The organism is Nonomuraea wenchangensis (genome assembly GCF_900111685.1).
Taxonomy (GTDB): domain Bacteria; phylum Actinomycetota; class Actinomycetes; order Streptosporangiales; family Streptosporangiaceae; genus Nonomuraea; species Nonomuraea wenchangensis.
This window is the reverse complement of the sequence record NZ_FOHX01000017.1, coordinates 209,818-228,112: the sequence shown is the minus strand read 5'-3', so window position 1 is coordinate 228,112 and position 18,295 is coordinate 209,818. Positions and strand designations below refer to the sequence as shown.

At 70.8% G+C, this 18,295-nt stretch carries 19 protein-coding genes; 9 read left to right on the top strand and 10 right to left on the bottom strand.

Annotated elements, in window-relative coordinates; translation table 11 throughout:
• Positions 1-69: 69 nt before the first annotated feature.
• From BMW85_RS38110 to xylA, 3 genes are read right to left on the bottom strand one after another with little or no spacing between them, the layout of a single operon-like run.
• Positions 70-1,173, bottom strand: a complete 1,104-nt coding sequence (locus tag BMW85_RS38110; RefSeq protein ID WP_091091555.1) for a Gfo/Idh/MocA family protein — start codon at positions 1,171-1,173, stop codon at positions 70-72.
• Positions 1,170-1,913: a sugar phosphate isomerase/epimerase family protein gene (locus BMW85_RS38105; RefSeq protein ID WP_091091552.1), complete on the bottom strand. Its 744-nt coding sequence runs from the start codon at positions 1,911-1,913 to the stop codon at positions 1,170-1,172. Before BMW85_RS38105 ends, BMW85_RS38110 begins: the two co-directional genes overlap by 4 nt.
• A complete protein-coding gene (gene xylA / locus BMW85_RS38100) occupies positions 1,910-3,061 on the bottom strand; it encodes a xylose isomerase (RefSeq protein WP_091091550.1) in 1,152 nt (383 codons plus the stop codon). Before xylA ends, BMW85_RS38105 begins: the two co-directional genes overlap by 4 nt.
• A gap of 90 nt (positions 3,062-3,151) precedes the next feature.
• On the opposite strand from xylA, the gene BMW85_RS38095 reads away from it, so the two are divergent.
• The 3 genes from BMW85_RS38095 to BMW85_RS38085 all read left to right on the top strand — a co-directional run bounded on the left by BMW85_RS38095 (position 3,152) and on the right by BMW85_RS38085 (position 5,438).
• Positions 3,152-4,267: an ROK family transcriptional regulator gene (locus tag BMW85_RS38095; RefSeq protein WP_177241089.1), complete on the top strand. Its 1,116-nt coding sequence runs from the start codon at positions 3,152-3,154 to the stop codon at positions 4,265-4,267.
• Positions 4,268-4,291: 24 nt separating this feature from the next.
• Positions 4,292-4,723: a GNAT family N-acetyltransferase gene (locus BMW85_RS38090; RefSeq protein WP_091091547.1), complete on the top strand. Its 432-nt coding sequence runs from the start codon at positions 4,292-4,294 to the stop codon at positions 4,721-4,723.
• A 79-nt stretch (positions 4,724-4,802) separates the two neighbouring features.
• Complete coding sequence (locus BMW85_RS38085; protein WP_091091545.1) at positions 4,803-5,438, top strand: hemerythrin domain-containing protein; 636 nt, start codon at positions 4,803-4,805, stop codon at positions 5,436-5,438.
• On the opposite strand, the gene BMW85_RS38080 is transcribed toward BMW85_RS38085, so the two are convergent.
• The 3 genes from BMW85_RS38080 to BMW85_RS38070 all read right to left on the bottom strand — a co-directional run bounded on the left by BMW85_RS38080 (position 5,419) and on the right by BMW85_RS38070 (position 10,719).
• Positions 5,419-8,694, bottom strand: a complete 3,276-nt coding sequence (locus tag BMW85_RS38080) for an ATP-binding protein (protein WP_245775294.1) — start codon at positions 8,692-8,694, stop codon at positions 5,419-5,421. The two genes, BMW85_RS38085 and BMW85_RS38080, sit on opposite strands and share 20 nt — an antisense overlap.
• Positions 8,695-8,741: 47 nt before the next feature.
• Positions 8,742-10,121, bottom strand: coding sequence for a PQQ-dependent sugar dehydrogenase (locus tag BMW85_RS38075; RefSeq protein WP_091091541.1), 1,380 nt, complete (start codon positions 10,119-10,121; stop codon positions 8,742-8,744).
• 136 nt (positions 10,122-10,257) lie between these two features.
• Entirely contained in the window at positions 10,258-10,719 is a 462-nt protein-coding gene (locus BMW85_RS38070; RefSeq protein ID WP_091091539.1) for an iron chaperone, read from the bottom strand.
• Between the two features lie 122 nt (positions 10,720-10,841).
• Here BMW85_RS38070 and BMW85_RS38065 point away from each other — a divergent pair, with 122 nt between their 5' ends.
• Positions 10,842-11,618, top strand: coding sequence for an endonuclease/exonuclease/phosphatase family protein (locus BMW85_RS38065; RefSeq protein ID WP_091091538.1), 777 nt, complete (start codon positions 10,842-10,844; stop codon positions 11,616-11,618).
• Here the strand turns inward: BMW85_RS38065 and BMW85_RS38060 are convergent.
• On the bottom strand, positions 11,605-12,441 hold the full coding sequence (locus BMW85_RS38060) for a phosphotransferase enzyme family protein (RefSeq protein WP_091091535.1): 837 nt from the start codon (positions 12,439-12,441) through the stop codon (positions 11,605-11,607). The genes BMW85_RS38065 and BMW85_RS38060 overlap by 14 nt on opposite strands.
• A 226-nt stretch (positions 12,442-12,667) precedes the next feature.
• On the opposite strand from BMW85_RS38060, the gene BMW85_RS38055 reads away from it, so the two are divergent.
• From BMW85_RS38055 to BMW85_RS52160, 4 genes are all read left to right on the top strand, one after another.
• The gene (locus BMW85_RS38055) at positions 12,668-12,988 is read left to right on the top strand and encodes a hypothetical protein (RefSeq protein WP_091091532.1); all 321 of its coding nucleotides are present in this window, start codon (positions 12,668-12,670) and stop codon (positions 12,986-12,988) included.
• A 1-nt stretch (position 12,989) separates the two neighbouring features.
• On the top strand, positions 12,990-14,528 hold the full coding sequence (locus BMW85_RS48840; RefSeq protein WP_143082540.1) for a hypothetical protein: 1,539 nt from the start codon (positions 12,990-12,992) through the stop codon (positions 14,526-14,528).
• A 120-nt stretch (positions 14,529-14,648) separates the two neighbouring features.
• A complete protein-coding gene (locus BMW85_RS50595; RefSeq protein WP_218156106.1) occupies positions 14,649-14,807 on the top strand; it encodes a hypothetical protein in 159 nt (52 codons plus the stop codon).
• Entirely contained in the window at positions 14,804-14,932 is a 129-nt protein-coding gene (locus tag BMW85_RS52160; protein ID WP_281249659.1) for a hypothetical protein, read from the top strand. Before BMW85_RS50595 ends, BMW85_RS52160 begins: the two co-directional genes overlap by 4 nt.
• 88 nt (positions 14,933-15,020) lie before the next feature.
• Here the strand turns inward: BMW85_RS52160 and BMW85_RS38040 are convergent, their stop codons facing one another.
• The 3 genes from BMW85_RS38040 to BMW85_RS50590 are packed head-to-tail and all read right to left on the bottom strand — an operon-like array spanning position 15,021 to position 16,719.
• Positions 15,021-15,560, bottom strand: a complete 540-nt coding sequence (locus tag BMW85_RS38040) for a GNAT family N-acetyltransferase (RefSeq protein WP_091091528.1) — start codon at positions 15,558-15,560, stop codon at positions 15,021-15,023.
• A 46-nt stretch (positions 15,561-15,606) separates the two neighbouring features.
• Entirely contained in the window at positions 15,607-16,128 is a 522-nt protein-coding gene (locus BMW85_RS38035) for a hypothetical protein (protein ID WP_091091524.1), read from the bottom strand.
• A 30-nt stretch (positions 16,129-16,158) separates the two neighbouring features.
• The gene (locus BMW85_RS50590) at positions 16,159-16,719 is read right to left on the bottom strand and encodes a hypothetical protein (RefSeq protein WP_143082539.1); all 561 of its coding nucleotides are present in this window, start codon (positions 16,717-16,719) and stop codon (positions 16,159-16,161) included.
• A 28-nt stretch (positions 16,720-16,747) separates the two neighbouring features.
• On the opposite strand from BMW85_RS50590, the gene BMW85_RS48835 reads away from it, so the two are divergent.
• Entirely contained in the window at positions 16,748-18,163 is a 1,416-nt protein-coding gene (locus tag BMW85_RS48835; protein ID WP_143082538.1) for a hypothetical protein, read from the top strand.
• Positions 18,164-18,295 lie beyond the last annotated feature (132 nt).

Sequence of the window (18,295 nt, the reverse complement as noted above, 5' to 3'; positions counted from 1 at the left end):
CGTGATACATGCCTTGACCGGCCTTTGGCAATGCCAGGGGGCGCGGGTAGGGCCCGCGCCCCCCGGGTCTCACGCCAGGGTCGCGGCGTGCGGGTCCCAGCCGTCCGGCAGCGGCTCGGGCGCGGTCAGTGTCGAGGTGATCGGCCGGAACTCACCGCGCTCGCCCGCCTCGGCGATCGCGGTCATGAGTTCCAGCACGTGGTACGCCAGCTCGCCGGAGGCCCGGTGCGGCGTGCCCGCCCGCAGCGACCTGGCCAGGTCCAGGACGCCGATGCCCCGGCTCGTGGTGGTGCCCGAGACCGGCAGCTCGCGCCAGTCCTTGTCGTGCGCGCCACGGGCCAGCAGCGGCCCCTCGAAGGTGTTGGGATCGGGCAGGGAGAGCGCGCCCTCCGTGCCGATGATCTCGATCACCCGGCGGTTGACGGGGGAGTCGAAGCTGAACGTGGCCGCCGCCGTCGCCGTGCCGGGGAAGTCCAGCAGGGCGTTGACATGGGTGGGCACGTCCACGGGGAATGTGGTGCCCGCCTTGGGGCCGGAGCCCACGACCCGCTCGGCGCGGGCCCTGCGGGTGCTCGCCGCGACCCGGGCAACCGGGCCGAGCAGGGACACCAGGGCGGTCAGGTAGTAGGGGCCCAGGTCGAACAGCGGGCCGCCGCCCGGCTGGTAGAAGAACTCGGGATTGGGGTGCCAGGACTCGGGGCCGAGGCTCTGCGTGGCGGCCGTGACGGCGACCGGCTCGCCGATCAGGCCGGAGCGCAGGGCGTGCAGGGCGGACTGCAGCCCGGCGCCTAAGAAGGTGTCGGGCGCGCCGCCCGCCCGCAGGCCGCGCGCGGCGGCCTCGGCGAGGATCGCGGCGCCCTCGGCCGGGTCCATGGCGAACGGCTTCTCGCCGTACACGTGCTTGCCGGCGCGCAGCGACTCCAGCGCGACGGCCGCGTGCGCGGCCGGCACGGTGAGGTTGACGACGAGCTCGACCTCGGGCAGCGCGAGCACGTCGGCGAGCGAGCCGGAGACGGGCACGCCGTGCTCGCGGGCGACCGCGGCGGCCCGCCCGGCGTCGAGGTCGGCGACGGCGAGCACGCGCACGTCGGGGAACGAGGTGAGGTTGCGGAGGTACTGGCCACTGATGACACCGGCGCCGACCAGGGCGACGCCGACGGGGCCTGCGGTCAACGGGCCTCCAGTGAGGTGAGGTAGGCGTGGCTGTCGGCCAGCGCGGCGAAGACGTCGCCGGCGCACTCGTCGAGCTCGACGACGCGCCAGGCGTCCGGCGCGGCGGCGAGCACGGCGGGCACGGGCATCGCGCCCGCCCCCACGGCGGTGTGCGGCTCGCCCTTGACGACCGGGCCGTCCTTCACGTGCAGCGCGACCACGCGCCCGGCGAGGCGGCCGAGCAGGGCGGGCACGTCGGCGCCGCCGACCGCCGCCCAGTAGGTGTCGATCTCCAGGAACACCTCGGGCGCGAGCAGGTCGGCCAGCGCCTCCAGCGCGTGCCGGCCGTCGATCCGCGGCTCGATCTCCCACCAGTGGTTGTGGTAGCCGATCCGTACGCCGTGCCCGGCCGCCCGCTCGGCCAGGCCGTTGAGCAGGTCGGCGGTGCGCCGCAGGCCGTCGGTGGTGGTGAACTCCTCGTGGGGGATGCCGCCCGGCACGATCGCCAGGTCGGTGCCGACCGTGGCGATCGCGTCGAGCACGGCGGTCGTGTCCTCGGTGAGCAGCGCGTACGCGTGCGTGGCCGACACCCGTAACCCGAGGTCGTCGGCCACCCTGCGGAAGCCCTCCGGGTCGGCGGTGGGGTCGAAGGGCTCGACCGCCGCGTAGCCGATCCCGGCGAGCCGCCGCAGCACGGCGTCGCGATCGGCGGCCAGCGCATCCCTGACGGTGTAGAGCTGGACGCTGATCGGCGTGCTCATCCGCGGACTCCCATGAGGTGTTCGAGCGCGAGCTGGTTGAGCCGGGTGAAGTGGAAGCCGCGGGCGGCGGCCTCCTCGACGTCGAAGTCGTCCTTCGCGAGGTCCTGCCAGGTCTCGCCGGCGGCCAGGGTGGGCTGGGCCAGCTCGGTCACGCGGGAGGCGGCCAGGGCCTCCTGGACCTCGGGGTCGGCGCGGAAGGCGCGGGACTTCTCGCGCAGGATGAGGTAGGTGCGCATGTTGGCGGCGGCGGAGTCCCACACGTCCTGCGCGTCCTCGGTGCGCAGCGGCTTGTAGTCGAAGTGGCGCGGGCCGTCGTAGCCGCCGTTCTCCAGCAGGTCGACCAGGAAGAACGCGCTCTTGAGGTCGCCGTGGCCGAAGATCAGGTCCTGGTCGTACTTGGGGCCGTGCTGGCCGTTGAGGTCGATGTGGAAGAGCTTGCCGTGCCAGAGCGCCTGGGCGATGCCGTGGACGAAGTTGAGCCCGGCCATCTGCTCGTGGCCGACCTCCGGGTTGAGCCCGACCATCTCGGGGTGCTCCAGCTCGCCGATCAGGCCGAGGGCGTGGCCGATCGTGGGCAGCAGGATGTCGCCGCGCGGCTCGTTGGGCTTGGGCTCCAGGGCGAAGCGGATGTCGTAGCCCTTGTCGATGACGTACTGGCAGAGGAGGTCCAGGCCCTCCTTGTAGCGGTCGAGCGCGGCCTTGACGTCCTTGGCGGCGTCGGACTCGGCGCCTTCGCGGCCGCCCCAGCACACGTACGTCTTCGCGCCGAGCGAGGCGGCGAGGTCGACGTTGCGCATGACCTTGCGGAGGGCGTAGCGGCGTACGTCGCGGTCGTTGCTGGTGAACGCGCCGTCCTTGAAGACGGGGTGCGTGAAGAGGTTGGTGGTGGCCATGGGGACCTTCATGCCGGTCTCGTCCAGGGCCTTCTTGAAGGCGGCGATGGCCTTGTCGCGGTCGGGCTCGACGGCGAGCAGGTCGTCGTCGTGGAAGGTGACGCCGTACGCGCCGAGCTCGTGGAGCTTGTGCACGCTCTCGACCGGGTCGAGCGGGGCCCGGGAGGCGTCGCCGAACGGGTCGCGCGCCTGCCAGCCGACAGTCCAGAGGCCGAAGGTGAAGCGGTCATCGGGGGTCGGGGTGAATCCGGTCATTTTCCTGCGCTCCGGTTCTTTAGTCCATAATCTGTACATAATCCTGAGGAGGTGGACCGGGTGTCGTCAAGAGGAGTACGGCATGATTCCATGCGCGCCCGTAACCTGGCCGTAGTGCTCGACGCCATCCACCGCACCGGACCCCATACCCGCGCGGCCCTCGCCGAACGGACCGGGCTCACCAAGACCACCGTGTCCAGCCTGGTCGCCGACCTGCTGGAGGCCGGCGTGGTCAGCGAGCGCGGAGCCGTACGCGGCGGCGAGCGCGGCCGGCCGGGCGTCGCGGTCAGCCTGAGCGGGCAGCGCGTGGCCACGCTGGGGCTGGAGGTCAACATCGACTACCTCGCCGCCTGCGTCGTCGACCTGACCCGCGCCGTCCGGCTGCGCCGCACCCGCCCCGCCGACAACCGCAACTCCGACCCCGCCGAGATCCTGGGCCTGCTGCGCGCCCTCGCCCGCGAGACCATCGAGGCCGCCGAGGCCGGCGGGCTGCGCGTCATGGGCGCCGCGCTGGCCGTGCCCGGCACCGTGGAGGACGGCGTGCTGCGGAGCGCGCCGCACCTCGGCTGGCGGGACGTACGGGTCGCCGACCTCGCCGGCGACCTGCCGCTCGCGATCGACAACGAGGCCAACCTGGCGGCGCTCGGCGAGCTGTGGTTCGGCTCGCGGGAGGCCGACTTCCTGTACGTCTCCGGCGAGATCGGCATCGGCGCCGGCCTCGTCGTCGGCGGTGCGCTGTTCCGGGGGACGTACGGGCTGGCCGGCGAGCTGGGCCACGTCGTCGTCGTGCCCGACGGGCCCGCCTGCCGGTGCGGCGGGCGGGGCTGCCTGGAGGTGTACGCCGGCCAGGACGCGCTCCTCGGCCCCCTGGAGTCGGTGACCGCCCTGGTCGAGCGGCTGGAGGCGGGCGAGCCGCGGGCGCTGGAGGCGTGCGCGCGGGCCGGACACGCGCTCGGGGTGGCGCTCACCTCCGCCGTGCACCTGCTGGACCCCGGCAGGATCGTGCTCGGCGGCGTCTTCGCCCCGCTCTTCCCCTGGCTCGACGCACCCGTGAAGGACGGGCTCGGCGCCCGGCTCGGCCAGATGCGCGGCGCCCCGCCCCCGCTCGTCGTGTCGGGGATCGGCGCGGACGCGGCGGTGCTCGGCGCAGCCGGGCTGGTCATCCAGCGCATCCTCGCCGACCCCGCCCAGGCGCTCGGCCTCTGAACGCGCGTCCTTACGATGACGGGCATGTTGATCGAAGAACGGGAGCTCGGCGACGCGGAGCTGGGCACGTTGCTCGACGCGGCCTACGCCGAGCTGGTGACCCGCTACGGACCCCAAGGGCGCTCGCAGGTGAAGCCGGGAGCCCGGTTCCTGGTGGCGGTCGTGGACGGGCAGGCGGTCGGCTGCGGGGCGGTGCAGCAGCTCGACGCGGTGACCGGGGAGCTCAAGCGCATGTACGTCATTCCCGGCCGGCGGGGTCGCGGGATCGCGACGGCGCTGCTCGGCGCGCTGGAGGAGCTGGCTCTCTCCCTGGGGCACCAGAGGCTGCGGCTAGCCACCGGCCTGCGGCAGCCGGAGGCCATCGCGCTGTACGAGCGGTGCGCGTACACGCTGACCGAGCCCTACGGCAGCTACGCCGACGCGCCCCTGACCCGCTGCTACGCCAAGGCGCTCTAGCGGCCGCCAAGTCGGCACCAAGAAGGGCCCAAGAGCGGCGGCGCACCCTGGTGGCATCCCCTAGCAGAGGAGCGACCCCATGGCGCCCAACACGATCGGATTCCGCATCACCCACCGGGCCATGCGCGGCGACACACGCCGCCTGGCCCGCACGATGGACGGCATCGCCGCCGGCGACGAGCGGGCCGACGCCGCCCGGCTCAAGGCCATCGCCACGTTCGCCACGAAACTGTGCGCCGGCATCCACCACCACCACAAGGCCGAGGACGACGTGCTCTGGCCGGTGATCGTCCGCTCGGCCGGGGCCGAGGTGGACCTGACGGACCTCACCGACGACCACACCCAGCTCGACCCGCTGCTGGACGAGATCACCCAGGCGGCCGGGCGGCTCGGCCAGGACCCGGCCGCCGCCAAGCGGCTGGCCAGGACCCTCGGCATCCTCGCCGACCTGCTCGACGAGCACATCGAGGAGGAGGAGCGGCTGCTGTTCCCGATCATCGAGAAGTACGTCTCCGAGGCCGACTGGCACAAGGTCGAGACCGAGGTGCGCAAGGGCGGCGACACGGCCTTCGACCTGCCGCGCATCGCCCAGTACGCGCGCCCTGACGAGCTCGCCGAGCTGCGCAGGGCGGCGGGGCCGGTGCTCGGGGCGCTGATCGCGGTGTTCAGCCGCGGGCACCGCCGCCGCCAGCGGCTCATCTTCGGGAGCCTGTGACGTCTTCGAGGCTTTCGCGGGCGGCCGCCACCCAGTGGGGCGAGCCGATCAGCTCGGCGACCTCCGCCGCCCGCGCGTAGTGCGCGCCCGCCACGGGCAGCTCCAGCAGCCGGGCCAGGTCGCCCAGCACCTGCGCGACCGGCCCGAGCGTGACCGAGCCGCTGCTGAGCCCGGCCACCCGGTCCTCCCATGGCAGCAGGGTGTCGTAGCAGCGCGCGGCCGTCCCGCGGTCCCCGAGCGCCACCGCGGTCTGCGCGTGCATCGCCTCCCACAGCAGCCAGTAGTAGTCGCGCGAGTGCCGCTCGCCGGGCCGCCAGACCCGGCGGGCCGCGTCAAGCTCGCCGACCGTGGTCAGGGCGCGGGCGTACAGCTCGCGGGTCCCGGGGTTCGACAGGCGCGCGTACAGGGCGGACAGCTCAGGGAGCGAGTCCCGTACGTCGCCGCGCGCCACACGCACCGCGAACCGGCTGAGCATGCCCATGGCCTCGGCGTTCACCGCGCCGCGCTCGGCCATCTGCCCGGTGATCGTGGTGTACGCCTCCTCGGCCGCGTCGAAGTCGCCCTCGACGAGCCTGCGCAGCGCACCGAAGAGCGACAGCACGACCAGCGACAGGCCGAGCTGGCCGCTCGTGGAGGACTCCAGGCCCGCGTCGGCGTGCCGGCCCGCCGCCTCCAGGTCGCCCCTGCCGAGCGCGGCCATGAGCAGCGCGAAGTGGGCCAGCGTCAGGTAACCGACCAGCCGGTGCGTCCGGCCCAGCTCCAGCAGCTCCCCGCCCAGCGCGGCCAGCTCCTCGCGCCGCTCGGGGGAGAGCAGCGAGAAATAGCGGGCGTTGAGCGCCAGGCACAGCAGGTCGGGCCGGCCCAGCTCGCGGGCCAGCGCCACCGCCTCGGCCCCGGCGGCCTCCACCCGCTCGTCGTCGTGGCCCTCCATGGCGAAGACCAGCGCGGCGAGCAGCCGGCAGCGCGCCTCCGGCCCGTGCCCAGCGGCCAGCTCCCGCTCCACGGCCGCGACGAACTCCGCGTCGTAGCGGGTGTCGGGTTGGATGGTCCAGATCACCGGGGCGTCGTACGAGGTCAGCGCGCGCACCCCCGGCGACAGCCGGACCGCCTCCGCCCGCGCCTCGACCGCCCCGGCCACGTCGCCCGCGTGGCCGAGCGCCGACACCAGGCCGCACAGCAGCTCCAGCCGGGTGTCGTCGTCGCCCGCGTACGGCAGCGCCGCCCGGTACAGCGCCGCCGCCTCCCGGTGCGCGTGCAACCCCGACGCCTGCGCCGCCGCCGCCCGCGCGTGGCCGACCGCGCCCGGCGCCCCGGCCTCCAGCGCGTGGTGCGCCAGCGCCGCCACCTCGCCCGGCCGCAGCCGCTCCAGGGCGGCCACCACGCGCCCGTGCAGGCGGGTGCGCCGGATCCGCGCCGTGTCCTCGTACAGGACCTCCCGCACCAGGACGTGCGTGAACCGCACCCGCCCCGGGCCCGGCTCGGATAACAGGCCGGTCATGACCCCGGCCTCCAGGCCGTCGAGCACCGTGTCCTCGTCGCCGTCCTGCAGCGCGACCAGCACGTCCACGTCCGCGTCGCGGCCGACCACGGCGGCGTTGCGCAGCACGGTCTGCGCCGTGGCGGGCAGGCGGGCGATCCTGCGCCTGATCAGGTCGCGTACGCCGGGCGGCAGCGCCCGCGTGGCCCCCGGGCCCTCCGAGGCCAGCAGCCGGGCGATCTCGCACACGAACAGCGGGTTGCCCAGCGTGCGCTCGCACACCGCGCGCACGGTCGCCGCGTCCGGGGCCCGTTCGGTGTGGCGTTCCAGCAGCTCGGCGACCGCTTCCTCGCCCAGTCCTGACAGCTCCACGTGCCGGCTGCCCGCCGCCAGCGCGGCCAGCGTCGTGCCCAGGTCCTCGGTGGTCTCGGCCGGGCGGAACGTGGCCACCACCAGCAGCCGGGCGGTCTGCGGCAGGTGGCGCAGCAGGTGCAGGGTCTCGCCGTCGGCGCGGTGGACGTCCTCCAGCACCACCAGCAGGGGCGCGCAGGAGGCGAGGTAGCCGGCGACCGCCCTGGCGAGCAGGAACTGGTTGGGGATGGGGACACCGTCGTGCAGCAGCGGGGCCAGCCCGGCCGGGTCCTCAGGCGGGAGCTCCTCGGCGAGCGTACGGACGATCTCGCTCCACGCCCACGCGGGCGGGGCCCCGCCGTCGGTCTCCGGGCAGCGGCCGAACGCCACCCGCCAGCCGCGCCCGGCCAACTCGACCGCGAACGCCTCGGCCAGCGTGCTCTTGCCCGCGCCCGGCTCGCCGCCCAGCCAGACGGTGCGGTGGGTGGGCTGGGCGGCCTCCTCGCGCAGGACCGCCAGCTCGCGGGCGCGGCCGACGAGCACGGGGGCCGCGGGCTCCTCCCGCTCTTCGGGTGCCGCCTTCTGGGGCTGGGCGGAGGCCGACCTGGGCACCTCCGGCGCGTTGAGCGTGTCGGCGTGCTGGAGTATGTCCTGTTCGAGGGCCCGCAGCTCCGGCCCGGGGTCCACGCCCAGCTCGTCCGCCAGCCGCTCCCTGGCCCGCCGCAGCACGGTCAGCGCCTCCGCCTGCCCGCCCGCCCGGTAGCAGGCCAGCGCCAGCAGCCGTACGCCGCTCTCCCGCAGCGGGTGCCGCTCCACGTGCCCGCGCAGCTCCGCCACGACCTCCGCGTGCCTGCCCAGCAGCAGCGCGGCCTCCGCCCGGTGCTCCACGGCGAGCAGCCGCAGCTCGGCCAGCCGCTCCACCTCGGGCACGGCCCACTCCTCGTCGGCGAACTCCTCGTACGCCGCCCCCGTCCACAGCCCGAGCGCCCGGTCCAGCAGCTCGTACGCGACCGCCCCCGCCCCCTGACGCAGCGCCGCCCCCGCCTCCTCGACGATCCGGGGCAGCCGCCAGGCGTCCACGGCGTCGTCCGGCAGCCGCAGCCGGTAGCCGGGCGGGGCGCTCACGACGACCCGGGCCGGCGCGCGCGGCGGCCGGTCGGGCTCCAGGACGCGGCGCAGGTTGGAGACGTACACCTGGAGCGCGGCCAGCGCCTTCGGCGGCGGCTGCCCCCGCCACAGGTCGTCGATGAACCGGTCGGTGGACACGACCTGCCCGCCGGCCACGGCCAGCCGCGCGAGCACCGCCCGCTGCCTGGCCGGTCCGAGGTCCACGGCCCGCCCGTACGCCTCGGCCTGGAGCGGGCCGAGCACGCGGAGCGTGAGCGCGGGCGGTTCCTCCGGATCGGGCGGGAACGGTCCAGGTGTCACTCGCAACAGAGTGGGGCAAAAGGGGAGCTTCTGGCAATCCGCAGCCGTCAGGCGCAGCGGTAGCCGGACGGGAACTGCGAGCCGCCGGTGGTCCGGCTCGCCTGGAACCCGAACGTCGTGCTCTGCCCCGGAGCCAGGGAGCCGTTGTGCGCGGCGTTCCGCGCCGTCACGGTCTGGCCGCTCACCGTCAGCACGGCGTTCCACGAGCCGGTGATGACGTGGCCGGGCGGCAGCGTGAACGTGACCGACCAGCCGTTGATCGCGGTGGCGCTCGTGTTGGTGACCGTCACGGGCTGGATCACGTAGCCGTTGCCCCACTGGGTCTGGGTGGTGGCGGTCACGGCGCAGGTCTCCGGCTGGCCGACGCCGGACGGCGGAACCCGGATGATCCGGTCGTCGGCGGCGACCGGAGTGCCACGGCCGTCCCGGTTGCTGGTCGAGAGCCACAGCCAGCCGTCCGGGCCCACTGCGGCGGCCCGGAGCCGTCCGTACGCGCCCTGCAGCTCGGGGACCGGCGTGCCCGCCGTGCCGCTCGGGGTGAGCGGCACCGCCCACACCCGCTGCCCGCGCAGCGCCGCCGCGAAGAGCGTGCCGTTCGCGTACGCGAGGCCGCTCGGCGACGCCTCCGCCGTCGTCCAGGTGACGATCGGGTTGCGGAAGGAGGAGCCGGAGCAGACGCCCTCGCAGGTCGGCCAGCCGTAGTTGCCGCCCGCCACGATCTGGTTGATCTCGTCCCAGGTGTTCTGGCCGAACTCGGCGGCGTACATGCGGCCCTGCGCGTCCCACGCGAGGCCCTGCACGTTGCGGTGACCGTAGCTGTAGACCGGCGAGCCGGGGAACGGGTTGCCGGCCGGGACGCCGCCGTCGGGCGTCAGGCGCAGGATCTTGCCCGCCAGGCTGTTGAGGTTCTGGGCGTTCGAGGTCGTGTTGGCGTCGCCGGTGGAGACGTACAGCATGCCGTCCGGCCCGAACGCCAGCCGCCCGCCGTCATGGATCGTCGCGCTCGGCACGCCGGACAGCAGCACCGGCTGCGTCTGGGGCGCGGTGAGCCGCAGCCTGACCAGCCGGTTGTCCCCGGCCGTGCTGGTGAAGTAGGCGTACACCCAGCCGTCCTGCGCGTACGACGGCGAGACGGCGATCCCCAGCAGGCCGCTCTCGCCCGACGCGCTCACCCCGCTGATCGTGGCGACCGCCGTGGCCGGCTGCCCGGGGCGTACCTGCATGATCCGCCCGGTGCCCCGCTCCGACACGAGCGCGCTGCCGTCCGGCAGGAACGCGATCGCCCACGGCACCTGCAGCCCCGTGGCCGCCACCTCCGCCCGGTCGAAGTCGAACCCGCCTGCCGCCTGCGCCCGCGCCTCGGGCGCGGTGACCAGGAACGCGAGCAGGGCCAGGACCAGAGCCGGGATGACGCGACCGCGCCGCATGACGGACTCCTTGACCGGATCGGGGCAAACCGCTGTCAGCACCGTAGGCATGCCGTCCGCCCGATCTCAACGCGCCGGTGCGGGAAAGCCCGCCCACCTGCGCCGCCCCGCTGAAACTTTCAGCAGACAGAACGGGTCACGCCGGCTCGGCCACGGCCTTCTTCATGAGGGCGGCGATCCGCGCCTCCTCGTCGGGGCCCAGGTCGGTGAGGGCGTACGCGGCCGGCCACATGGTGCCGTCGTCCAGGTTCGCGACGTCGTTGAAGCCGAGCGTCGCGTAGCGCGACTTGAACTTCAACGCGGGCTGGAAGAAGCAGAGGACCTTGCCGTCCTTGGCGTACGCCGGCATCCCGTACCAGAGCCTCGGCGTGAGCTCGGGGGCGTTGGCCTTGACGATGGCGTGGATGCGCTCGGCCAGCTCCCGGTCCGGCCCCTCCATCTCGGCGATCTTCGCGAGCACGTCCGGCTCCAGGTCGACCTGCTTGGAGCCACGCCGCGCCGCCTTCTTCAGCTCCTGAGCGTGGTCCTTCATCGCGGCACGCTCCTCCTCCGAGAAACCCTCGAAGGCGGTGGATTTGGTGTTCTTCGCGGCGCTCATGCCGGTTCCTCCTGTGGTGCTGCTTGTTGGGCGGTTCCCATGCTAGGGAGGCACCTGGGCGTACGGCTTCTTGAAAACTGACCTGAAGCACACCGGCGCCACATGTGCTGAAATTTGCCACGATGATCGGACATATCCTCATCGCCGCCATGCTGTCTGCGCCGACCACCTCCGCGCCGGCACTGCACGTGATGACCTGGAACGTCTGCGCCGGCACGAACAGCGCCTGCCCGCTCTATGGTCGCTCCACCGCCGACCTGGCCTGGCACGTCGCCGTCCTGGCCAGCGACACGGACGCGATCTTCCTCCAGGAGTTCTGCACGGGCGCGGACGCCGACCTCGAACGCGAACTGGAAGCCCGCACCGGCCGGGCGTGGACCGTCAAGTCGGCCCCCCTCACCCACCCGGACGGCTCCCCGTACCAATGCCACCCCGACCGAACCGGCAGACCACGCGGAACCCAGAGCGTCACCCTGGCCGTAGCAGGCCCGGACGTTCGCTTCGAGGTGCACCCGCTCACCTCACCCCCGTGGGGCCCCCGCCGCTTTGCGATCTGCACGGCCGACCGCGCGTTCTGCACCACCCACCTCTCCTCCGGCATGCGGAACGACGACCGCCAGAAGGGCGCCCCCTACCGGCACACCCAGCTCCGCGAGCTGCTGAAGCTCGGCGCGGACGTCGTCGGCGGCGACCTCAACCTGGTGCCACGTGCCGCCGCCATCGCCTACAAGGGCCGCGACGAGTGCGACCCCCGCAACCGCTGGACGTACGTCACCCGCAAACGCAAGATCGACTACCTGTTCGCCCGCGACGGCCGCGTACGCCGCTGCTTCCTCGACTACGCCCGCAGCGCATGGTCCGACCACGTCCCCCTGCACGCCTGGATCAGCCGGCGGTGAACCCCAGCGCCCGGATCTGGTCGAGCCACTCCGCGCCCAGCCGCCGCCCGTCCGGAAGCTGATCGCCCAGCTCCCACCGCCAGGTCGCGATGATCGCGAGCACGAGAGCCCGGCACTCACGCAGCAAGTCCGGACTCACCCCCGCATAGTGCTCGCCGACCTCTTCCGGCGCATGAGCGAGGTCGAACTCGACCGGCCCACGGCAACACGTCTCCAGATCGATGAACAGCAACCCGTTCTCGGTGCTGAGCACGTTGCCCGGATGCGGCTCGCCGTGCAGAAGCTGCTCGGCTCCGCCCCGCTCACCGATCACTCGTCTGAGGCTCCGCAACGTGTCCCCGAGCAGCTCCCGATCCGCGTCGGCAAGTTCCGGCGTGAGGTCGTGACTCGCCACAAGCCGTTGAGCCTGCTCGACCCGATCCATGAAGTGCGGCGCAGGGAAATCGAGCTCACGCATGCCCGCATGCAGCCGTTCGAGCGCCTTGGCGTACTCGACCGGAGAGATCTCCCGAGACGACGCAGGCTCGTAGTAGGTCCACAGCGTGACCACGAACCCGTCACGCTCATGAACACCCGGCTCCACCCGAGGGTCGAGAGCCGCCACAGGACAACCGGACTCGACCAGCCTCTGGGCAAGCTCGACCTCGAACTGCGCGACCTGCTGCGCCACGGGCGCCACCCGGGCCACGACGTCACACGGCAGCAGCCGCAGGGTGAGCTTGTTCGAATTATGAAGAACGATCGCGTCGTCGGCCGTCAGCCCGAGCGACGAGGCGACCGACCTGGCCGCCGCCACCGCGCGGGGGACATCTGTAGCCTGCATCCTCGCTGTGCCATCCTCTTCAAACGGTGCGACTCGGGCACATCACCAAGCCAGCGACGGTCGCTCTCGAGAGCGTGGCGGCTTCGTGGAAGATAGTCCCGGCATGCCTGTACGTGGACAGCGCCCGCAACGCTCCTACCCTTTCGAACGATGCACAGGCAAGACGAGATGTGATCGCCCTCCCCATACGTAGCGCAGTGACGTAGCCGAACGGAGCGGAGACAAGGTGCAGGTCAACAATTTCGGATCGGTGACCAACCAAACCAACATCGAACGCAACATCTCTTTTCCTCAGGCTGACATCCAAGCCGGAATCGCACAGATCGGGCGTCTGATTGCAGCCGGGGCCATCCCGGAGGCCGCAGGGGCGGAGGTCGTCGCTGAAGTCGAGGAGAGTTTGAACGAGGCGGACGGCAAACCTACCAACCGTCTCAAAGCCTCACTGCAGAAGCTCCGCGATCTGCTGGCGATCGGTGGGGCATCCGCCGATGACGTGGCCAAGGTCGCCAGCGCGATCACTGCAGTATCGGCGATCATCGGCGGATGACATGACGGATCTCGCTGACGAGAAGGACACCACCGGCCCTGGCCCGAGCGAGATGCACGTCAACAATCACGCCCATGTCGAGAACCAGCAGAACATAGAAAACTTCTATGCGGGAGACCGGAAGCCGGAGGAATACCTCGACGCGGCTCGCCGGGCCCTGGCGGAGCATCAGTGGGGGCAGGGCTGCCAGCACTACGCGGACTACTTCAGGCGAGAGCCCGCCTCCTCTCGGAGCAAGATGGCCGAGGTACGAACAGAGTATGCCTTTGCGAAATTGCAAGGGAGACGTCCGCGCGCCCATCTGGATCGGATTCAGAACGAAATATACGCACTGCTGTCCAAAGCTTGCGAACTCGATCCGGACTCAGCGGCAGCCGCCGTCCTCATGGCCATCTTCAACGAAGACCTCGACCATGCCTTTCTTCGGGAGGGAAGTTTTTCGGACGAGGCTCAGAGGGCGAGTGCAGGACTGAGTCTTGAGTGGGCGCGGCGGATCGTGACGGCGATCTCGGTTCGCGAATCACCAACGTGGCAGGCTCTCGATGAACGGGTCACGCCCGGTGGGACTGTGCCCATTCCGGTACTTTCGCTCAGTGATGACGAACGCGTCGAGCGCGAACATCGTATGCGAACCTTGTTCACGCCGGCACCGGCCGCACCGGTGAGAGAACCACGGCTCAACCCCCTCTACGGGTTTTTCCCTTTGGCGGGGGGAGGCGTGACCCTCTGGGTCGCCATCACACTTCTGTCATCTTACGGCGGTCCCTTGTGGTCCCTTCTGTCGCCGGTGCCGTACATCGGTATGGTTGGCGTCTTCTTGGCTTCTCTCGGTGGCTATTTGACAGTCAAAGCCTCGTTCTTCAACTGGCGGCGCAATCGCCTCTTCCGGCGCGCCATGGAAGACTATCGGGAGGAGTCGCGCACCTATGAAGAGAACCTTCCGTCGGAGGATCAGATAAGTCGCTGGCTGAAACACGACGTAAATGTCATCGTCGATCGAGCGCTCACGCGGCTGGGTATTGTGATGGAGGAACTACACAACACCGGCCGCATCACCGACCCGCTTGTCATCGTAGGTCCCGCGAATCCTCCAAAGACCAAGCTGGTGAGGCACCATAAAGTGGGGGACGGTTACATCGCATCACGCTATACCGTCTTTGTGGTGTGCATGGCGGATCAGAAGCTAGGGGCCTACCGGACAGTATTGAATTCTATCACTGGCGCACGGGAGCCTGAGGAGCAGACCAGTGAATATCGCTATCGAGACATCGTCTCAGTCAATGTGAACACCGTTCGACTGGATCTTCCACCGGGAGCGAAGAAGACGGAGGACGCCGAACCCACTTATGCCTTCGTGGACGCACAGCAGAAGGACACCGTCGCCGAACGGTTCACTCTCATCGTTCCAGGGGACCGCTTCACCGTGACAACCAAGGTCAGCACAGACGATCACAAAAGTTCGCGTGTCGATTTCTCGCGGGCGGATCGCGCACTGGCCGCCATACGCCGACGTATCGCCGCCAGCACTGGGCCGGCTTAGCGCCGCTTCACCAGTTCCTCTGCTGCTGTACGTGTTACTGACCTACGACCCATGCAGGCTCCTCGAAGTTATGCGGGGTTGAGGCACTTTCGGCCGCGTGGGGTGGTGGCGTTACGCGTCGTGCCATCTTCCCGCCGCCCGTCGGCCCTGCTCGATCACCAGTGGGCCGAGGAGCGAGAGGCGCAACCGGCGACCGTCGAGGGGACCGAGCACGGCGATCACTTGGGCGTGCTGCGCTTCGACTCCCCGGGATACGGCGGTGCCAGCTCCGGCACGTGAGCTGGGAGGAGTGGTTCGCCACGTTCGACGAGCGTGGCCTGAACTTCATCTACCAGGAGTGCAGGAGCGACGGCAGCCCAAGCAACTCCTTCCGGCTGGAGAACCCTCAGCGCGTGGATGGCTGACCACGAACTCGACGACCGGCGGTCGCTGGCCGTGGAGCGGACTCCCGGTCGCCGCAGCACCCTGATCCCACGACCTCAGCGGAGAACGTCAGATCCTCGCCCCACGGGCGATGCGGTACAGCACGTTCGGACGCAGCGGCCCTTCCGGCTCGGTGGGATCGTCGAAGTCGTCAGCCGGGTCCCGGGTCATGCCGATCCGGCGCATCACCGCCTGGGAACGATGGTTGGTGGCCGTGGTGACGGCGAGGATCTCAGGAAGCTCAAGAGCATCGAAGCCGTGGGCGAGGACCGCCATCGCAGCCTCGGTGGCGTAGCCATGGCCCCAGGCCGAGCGGGCGAGCCGCCACCCGATCTCCACCCCTGTGAACGGCATGTGGGCGTCCACTTCGTCCAGGCCCGCGAAGCCGATGAACTCGCCCGTGGCCTCGATCTCGACCGCCCACCACCCGTAGCCTCGCTGGTCGAACTCGGCCTGAAATCGCGACACGGAGGCATCGCTCTGTTCGCGGGTGAGCAGGTCGCCCAAGTGCTCCCGGACCTCGGGATCAGCGTTCATCGCCGCCCACGGTTCGAGGTCGGAGTCACGCCATCGGCGCAGGATGAGGCGATCGGTACGCAGTTGAGCCATGCTGCCCCAGCCAACCTGAGCTCCGGCGCAGAGGCAATCGCTTTTCCTACGGGGTGGCGCAGAGATACGGCCGGCCGGCCGAGCGATAGAGCACGACGATCAGGACGACGAGGGCGGCGAACCACCCGACGAGCAGGACGGGCGACAGCTCTCCGTAGCCGTACCTGGCCAGCAGGCCGACCCCGCCCAGACCGGCCACCGCCCAACGCAGCACGTCCAGCAGGGCGACCTGGGAGCTGTCGCCGCGTGAGCGCATCCGGATCACGAGCGCGTCCACGATCAGCCAGACCGTGATCAGGCCACCGACCGTGACGGCGATGCCGACCACGTGCTTGATCGGCGCGTCCGTGCGTACACCGTCCGCGAGGACGGCCACCAGCGAGACGGGGGCCATGCAGACCGCCCATGCCCGGGCCACGGCGAAGGCGTCGCCCGGTCGCTGCAACGACAGCAGCCCGGCGGCGCACAGGCTCCAGCCGACGGGGTCGAACAGCAGGTCGAAGCCGTTGAGCCGGAGCGCGCCGAAGGCGATGACCAGCCCGGTGGCGATCTTCGTGACGGGACGCACGCGCGGTGCCCTTCTCTCATCGGGCGGTCGTCAGAACTCGCCGCTCACTGCCTTGTTGCACACCACACCGGCCAGGCCGCGTTGCCAGGCCACGGGAACCTGGCCTTCGCTCCCGGTCAGCTGCCAGGGGTCCAGAGTCACCTCCGACGAACCAGATCCCAGCCAGGTCCGGTAGGTGAATCGGATCGGCTGCGGCTCGTGCGGCACCGCCGCGCAGTCGGCGATGACGAGCCGCCGTATCACCGTCTTGAACCCGTTGCCCGCGACGGTGATCTCGGCGGGATCGTCGTCCGTGTCCTTGGGAGGGAGCAGGCGCAGGCCCGGTATGGGCATCGAGATATCCGTGATGGTGATTGGGGTGATCGTCCCGTTCTCAAGCTCGATCCAGACATTGGTCGACAGCACCCCATTGTCGTCCACTCCGGCGCTGAGATGGAAATCACTGATTTCCCAGCGGACGTCCGGCCTTATCGACCCCGACCACCACAAGCCCATCGCGCCGCATATCAGCACGAGACAACTGGACACGGCGAGCGGCAATTGCCTCCGCGGGGCAACGCCGAATTGCTGCCATAAGTCCGCTGAAGTCACGAGACGGAACCATATATCGTGGCGCCTTGTGACGACACCCCCGATGATTTCCTGGGTGGCCGCGGTGATCACCGTGCTCGCGGCGGCCGTGCCGCTCAGCCCGGGGCGTCTCGACAGGTTCGCCGCCCTGGCGGGCCTTGAGGTCACCGCGAACAATGCCCGCCAAATCATCGACCATTTCGCGGGTCTGCGCCGGTGGCGGTTGGTGACCGTCGTCCTCGCGGCTCCCGTGGCGGGCCTGACCGCGGATCCGTTCTATCTCGTCCTGGGCTGGTGCGCGGTTCCGGTATTCCGTGCCGTACGCTCGCCGGCCCCTGATGCCGTCTATCGCCGCGCCTGGATGCTCGCCGTATGCGTTTCCGCCATGACAGCCTGCTATCTCCTGACGGCGCGGGGAATCACGCCGACCCGGCTGGCCCATGCCGCCATCGTGGTCGTGGTGGTGACGGCGATATCGCGTGCCGGGCGAAACGCCGGGCCCGAAATACCGGACGAAACGGAGTCGGTCATTCGCCGATGGTCCGTCCGTACCCGTTATTTAGCGGGATGTGCGACCGTGCTCGCCGGCGTTCTCATCACCCCCTGGCAGGCACAACCGGGTGAACTGCCGCAGTACGCGAAGCCCAGGCAGTTCCCGGAGCAGCAGGTCTCCTTCCAGAAGATCGGCGAGGTCAAACGGCCCACCTGTCCGTGGATCGACCAGATGGACGATCCGTGCCGCTACTGGCGGGTGGACGGCGAGCCGTTCCCGCAGGCCGCGCCGTACGTCGTCATGAAGGGCGGGGCGCCGACGGCGGCGCCGTTCCTGGTGAGCCCCGATCGGCGATCCGTCGTCTACCTGGACCGGACCTCGCGCCGCCTGGTCCACCAGCACGCGGGGAACCGGTATGACCTCAGCGGGCCGCTCGCCGACACGGACGTGCCCGAGGTGAGCGTCAGCGAGCGCGGCAGGTACGTCGCCCTCGCCAAGAACGGCACCCGCGTCATCGACACCAGGTCAAGGAGCGAGATCGTGCTTCCCGGTGCGCTGAAAGTGCTCGAAGTCAACTCGGCGGGGGTGGTGGCCACGACGGCCTCCCACCTGGTGGCCCATGACCATCGCGGCAAGGAGCTTCTGAGCATCGCCATCCCCGGCGCGCTCCTGGAGTCCCGCACCGCCTTCCTCAAGCCGGACGGCAGCCGGCTCGTGGTCATCAGCGATTATGGAAGCCTCGTCGAGACCTACGACCTCACCACCCGAGAGCGGATCCACCGCGTGCGCCCCCGGCTCCCCGACGGTGACCCGATCGAAGAGGGCGTCGGCTGGTCGAGCAAGGGCCCGTTCCAGATCCATCGGGACGCCGGCGAGGAGGAGCGCACGGACTTCTTCCTCGACCTGGCGACCGGCAAGACCAGATACGTCAAGAACGGCCTCCCGGACGGCTACCGCCCCGCGGACCAATAGGACGAAACGCAACACCGATCCCCGCCGCATACCGGTGTACGGGGTTACGATCGAGCCGTGCCCGCTGCTGGGTACCTCGGTGGGGGCTACGGGGCGGCGGCCTCACCGGCGCCGGCTCGGCCGTGGGCCGGA